Source organism: Azospirillum sp. (assembly GCF_035627195.1).
Taxonomy (GTDB): Bacteria; Pseudomonadota; Alphaproteobacteria; order Azospirillales; family Azospirillaceae; genus Azospirillum.
This window is the reverse complement of record NZ_DASPMG010000066.1, coordinates 1-3449: the sequence shown is the minus strand read 5'-3', so window position 1 is coordinate 3449 and position 3449 is coordinate 1. Positions and strand designations below refer to the sequence as shown.

At 71.6% G+C, this 3449-nt stretch carries 4 protein-coding genes and 1 pseudogene; 3 read left to right on the top strand and 2 right to left on the bottom strand.

Features of this window, described 5'->3' with window-relative positions:
* Positions 1-1117 (top strand): ATP-binding protein (locus VED21_RS05595; RefSeq protein WP_324881334.1); only part of this gene is annotated, 1117 nt, incomplete at its 5' end.
* Positions 1118-1186: 69 nt separating this feature from the next.
* Entirely contained in the window at positions 1187-1381 is a 195-nt protein-coding gene (locus tag VED21_RS05590; protein WP_324881333.1) for a hypothetical protein, read from the top strand.
* On the opposite strand, the gene VED21_RS05585 is transcribed toward VED21_RS05590, so the two are convergent.
* A complete protein-coding gene (locus VED21_RS05585; RefSeq protein WP_324881332.1) occupies positions 1378-2286 on the bottom strand; it encodes a LysR substrate-binding domain-containing protein in 909 nt (302 codons plus the stop codon). The genes VED21_RS05590 and VED21_RS05585 overlap by 4 nt on opposite strands.
* A 294-nt stretch (positions 2287-2580) precedes the next feature.
* Here VED21_RS05585 and VED21_RS05580 point away from each other — a divergent pair, with 294 nt between their 5' ends.
* A complete protein-coding gene (locus tag VED21_RS05580) occupies positions 2581-3228 on the top strand; it encodes a DedA family protein (protein WP_324881331.1) in 648 nt (215 codons plus the stop codon).
* Here the strand turns inward: VED21_RS05580 and VED21_RS05575 are convergent.
* Positions 3225-3449 (bottom strand): annotated as a pseudogene (locus VED21_RS05575) (lysine transporter LysE); the annotation flags it as partial. The gene VED21_RS05580 and the pseudogene VED21_RS05575 overlap by 4 nt on opposite strands.

Below are 3449 nucleotides of genomic sequence, written 5' to 3'. Positions count from 1 at the left end.
GCGTTTGGAGATGCTGGGCCAGATCGCCGGCGGCATCGCGCACGACTTCAACAACCTGCTGATGGTCATCACCAGCAACCTCTACCTGGCGCAGACCCGCGCCGGGGAGAACCCGGCGGCCGCTCCCTTCATCGACACGGCCATGCAGGCGGCCTACCGCGGCGGCCAACTCACCCAGCAGCTTCTCACCTTCGCGCGCCAGCAGACGCTGAAGCCGGAGGTGGTGGACGCCAACGACGCGCTGGGCGCCATGGTGGACGGCATGCTCAAGCGCTCGCTCCGCGGCGACATCGCCGTCGAAACGGAGCTGGAGCCCGGCGTCTGGCCGGTGGAGGTGGACCGCGCGCAGATGGAGCTGGCGGTCCTCAACCTCGCCGTGAACGCCCGCGACGCCATGCCGGGCGGCGGGTCGCTGAAGGTGCGCACCCGCAACGTCTCCTTCGACGGCGGCCCGGCGGCCCCGGACGGCCTGCGCGGCGACTTCGTGGCGCTGTCGCTGACCGATACCGGCTGCGGCATCGCGCCGGAGATCTGCGAGCGCGTCTTTGACCCCTTCTTCACCACCAAGGACGTTGGCAAGGGCACCGGCCTGGGCCTCAGCCAGGTGTACGGCTTCGCCACCCAGTCGGGCGGCACGGTGATGGTGGACAGCACCGTGGGGCAGGGCACGACCTTCACGCTGTACCTGCCGCGCACCCACCGCGCCCCGGCGCAGAAGGCGGCCACCGCTCCGGCCAAGCTGCCGGAAGGCAAGGGGCGCGCCATCCTGTTGGTCGAGGACAGCCCGGAGATCGGCCGCACCACCACGACGCTGCTGGAAGGGCTGGGCTACGCCGTCACGCTGGCCGACACCGCCCACAAGGCGCTGGACGTGCTGTCCGACGGCAAGCGCTTCGACCTCGTCTTCTCCGACATCGTGATGCCGGGCACCATGAACGGCCTCGACCTCGGCCGCACCGTGCGCAAGCGCTTCCCGGACCTGCCGGTGCTGCTGACCACCGGCTATTCCAACGCCGCCTCCACCGCGGCGGCGGAAGGCTTCCGCCTGCTGCACAAGCCCTACCGGCCGGAGGCGCTGTCGGAAGCCCTGCGCGACCTGACCAGTGTGCAGGCCTGACCGCTACCCCTCCTGACTGGTCTCCCAAAGAACACAGGCGCGCGTCCGGCGGCTCCGTAGAGTCGTCGTATGCGCACCTTCACCTCCTTCACCATGCGCCGGCTGGAGACGCTCGAAGCGCACCGCATCGCCATGCACCGGACCGAGCGCGTGTGCGAACGCCGCCTGCGGCGTGAGGTCCGTGCCCTGCGGGTGGTGATGGCGCTGTGGGTGGTGGCGCTGGTCGGCCTGTGGCTGTGGAGCCAGCTGGGCGCGCTTGCCTAGGTCTTGGCCACGCCGTCCGGCAGGTGATCGCGCAGGTAGTCCGCCAGCAGCTGCAGCTCCGCCGCGCGGGGGCTTCCCCGGCGCCAGACGAGGCCGATGCGGCGCGTCGGCTGCGGTTCGGCGAAGGGGCGGGTCTCCACCCCCTCAGGCGTGCGCGGACAGGCCAGCGCCGGCAGCAGCGTGACGCCGATGTGCCCGGCCACCATCTCGCACAGCGTGTGCAGCGAGGTGGCGGCGAAGCCGCTGCGCTCCGGCGTGCCGTGCAGGCCGCAGACGGCCAGCGCCTGGTCGCGGAAGCAGTGCCCGTCCTCCAGCAGCAGCAGCCGTTCGCCGGCGAGGTCGGCGTCGGTCAGCGTCGCGCGTTCGGTCAGCGGGTGCCCGGTGGGCAGGGCGACGCGGAACGGCTCGTCGAACAGCGGCACGCACTCGAAGCCGGGCTCCTCCACCGGCAGCGCCAGCAGCAGCGCGTCCAGCCCGCCACCGCGCAGCGTCTCCGCCAGCCGGCCGGTCAGATCCTCGCGCAGGTAGAGCTGCAGGGCGGGGTGGTCGCGGCGCAGGCACGGCAGCACGCGCGGCAGGTAGTAGGGGGCCAGCGTCGGGATGGCGCCCAGGCGCAGCTCGCCGCCCAGCGGCTTGCCGGCGCTGCGCGCGGTCGCCGCCAGATCGGCCACGGCGCCCAGGATGCGCCGGGCGCGCGCCACCGCGTCCCGCCCCGCCGGGGTCAGCAGGACGCGGCGTTGCGTGCGCTCGATCAGGCTGACGCCCAGCGCGTCCTCAAGCTGCTGGATCTGCGCCGACAGACTCGGCTGGCTGACGTGACAGGATTCGGCGGCGCGGCCGAAGTGCAGCGTGTCGGCGACGGCGACGAGGTAGCGGAGCTGGCGGAGCGTGATGGCGTCGATCATCGGGCCATCCTATCACAGCGGTCGGAAAAAACGATTGGACCGTTCAGGCCGGTGCCGGCATGTTTGGAGGCGTTCTAAACACCGGGCCATCGCGATGGCCCGGTGCGAAGGCCCCCGAAAGGCCACCCGGCTGCTCCCAGCGCCGTGTGGCTTGAGGACGGACGGGCGCCATCCCCGCCCCCCAACCGGCGCCCGTCCGTCCCTCCTCCATTCTTTCAGCATCATTCGCCGGCCGGTCGCGGAACCCGGCCCTTGCGCCTTTGTTCCTGAAGGGTTCAACGGGGACGAGAGCGCATGACGGACTGGCTCGTGCAGATCATGCATTCCATGGGGTACGTGGGGATCTTCCTGCTCCTCGTGCTGGCGCGCGTGGTGCCGCCGGTGCCGGCGGAGACGGTCATCCCGCTGGCCGGGATCGGGGCCGCCACCGGGGAGTTCCACCTGCTGGGCATCGCCATCGCCGGCGGATTGGGATCGCTAGCGGGGCAGCTGGTCTGGTACTTGCCCAGCCGTCTGTGGACGCCGGAGCGGCTGAAGCTCTTTCTCAAGCGCTACGGCCACTGGCTGACCATCCGGCCCAAGCAGGTCGAGCGCGCCACCCGATGGTTCCAGAAGCGCGGCGGCATCGCCGTGCTGCTGGTGCAGCCGCTGCCCGGCCTGCGCACGCTGATCTCCATCCCGGCCGGCGCCTGCCGGATGCCGGTGTGGCGCTACAGCCTGGCGTCGGCCACGGGCTCCATCCTGTGGACGCTGCTGCTGGCGTGGAGCGGCTACATGATGTCGACGTGGCCGGGGATCCACACGCTGGTCGGCTACGTCACCGTGGGGCTGGTGGTGGTGCTGGTCGGCATCTACCTGTTCCGCCTGTTCCAGCACTTCCGCGCGGCGCGGGAGGAGGCGCTGCGGCTGCCCACCGAATGCGGGCCGTCCGGCGCCAGCTAGTCGATCGCCGCCGAGACCATGCCGGTGAAGCCGGTGGCGAGCGCCCACAGGCCGAAGACCGCCAGCGCGATCCCCGTGCAGTGGTTCAGCAGCGCCAGCCCCTGGTCGGAAATGCGGTGGCGCACCGCCGCCACGCCCGACGACAGCGCCAGCCACCAGCCGGCGGATCCCAGGAACACCCCCAGCACCATGGTGGCGGCGTCGAAGTGGCCCAAATCGGC

Coding starts and splice junctions, on each gene's coding strand:
- VED21_RS05590 (WP_324881333.1), top strand. CDS start 1,187: ATGCGCACCTTCACCTCCTTCACCATGCGCCGGCTGGAGACGCTCGAA.
- VED21_RS05585 (WP_324881332.1), bottom strand. CDS start 2,286: ATGATCGACGCCATCACGCTCCGCCAGCTCCGCTACCTCGTCGCCGTC.
- VED21_RS05580 (WP_324881331.1), top strand. CDS start 2,581: ATGACGGACTGGCTCGTGCAGATCATGCATTCCATGGGGTACGTGGGG.